A 1046-nucleotide genomic window follows, 5' to 3' on the forward strand; every position below is an offset into this window, starting at 1 on the left:
CAGGGTCAGGGCGGCTCCCAGCATCACGGCGGCGGCCACGGCGTCCAGCCAGTAGTGGTTCGCCGTTCCGACGATGACCGTCAGGGTGATCAGCGGGTGCAGCAGCCACAGCGCGCGCCATCGCGACCGGGTGGCCGCGATCAGACCGATCGCGACCATCAGCGCCCAGCCGAAGTGCAGCGAGGGCATCGCGGCGAACTGGTTCGAGAGGTGGTCGGTGTTCGGAGGGCCGTACACCGACGGCCCGTAGAGCCTGCCGGTGTCCACCAGTCCGGTGGACGCCAGCATCCGCGGGGGAGCCAGGGGGAGAGTGAACGGGAGGACGAGCGCCGCCGCCGTGACGAGCGCCAGGACGCGGCGCGCCCAGACGTAGTGGAGCGGGCGGCGGAGGTACAGCCACACCAGGAACAGCACGGTGGCGGGGAAGTGCACGGTCGCGTAGTAGACGTTCGCCAGGTGCACCACCGTGTCGTCACGCAGCAGCAGCGACTGCACGGCGTCTTCGCCGGGCAGGTGGAGCACGCGCTCGAGGTCCCACATCCGGTCCGCGTTGCGGAAGGCGGCGTCGGTACGGCCGAGGGCGAGCCGGCGTCCGAGCTTGTAGACGACGAAGAGTCCTGCGACGAGCAGGAGTTCCCGGACCACCGGCGGCCGGGGCACGGCTCCCGGCCCGCCCCCGGCGGGGTTCGTCAGGGCTTGCAACCCCGTCCTCTTCTCTTCAGTCGGGCCCTCGCACGGCGCGGGTCCACCGGTACGCTCGCGTATCGATACGGCTCCGTATCGATAAGCGGTTGTATCTTACATTCATCTGTCGTCACGTCGGCACGACAGGGGTGGACAGGACGCCACGGGGCATCCGGGGCCGCGGAGCCGGTGCCGACACCGGCTCCGGCCGGCGGTGATCGCGGGGCGGCGCGCCGAGGCGGAGCACCTGACGCGGGACGTAGAGGCCGCGGTGCCGCCCGCGCTCGGCCTCACCTGACGCCCTCCGGCCCGGCTCCTACGCCCCCAGCCCCGCTTCGTGGACGACGATCGCGATCTGCACG

Annotated in this window: 1 protein-coding gene; it reads right to left on the reverse strand. The window is 71.6% G+C overall.

Features of this window, described 5'->3' with window-relative positions:
* Window positions 1-702, reverse strand: a 702-nt coding sequence (locus HW445_RS32360; protein ID WP_180224306.1) for a phosphatase PAP2 family protein, incomplete at its 3' end; no start/stop codon positions are given.
* Window positions 703-1046: the final 344 nt, after the last annotated feature.

This window comes from Streptomyces sp. UH6 (assembly GCF_013421635.1).
Lineage (GTDB): Bacteria > Actinomycetota > Actinomycetes > Streptomycetales > Streptomycetaceae > Streptomyces > Streptomyces abyssomicinicus.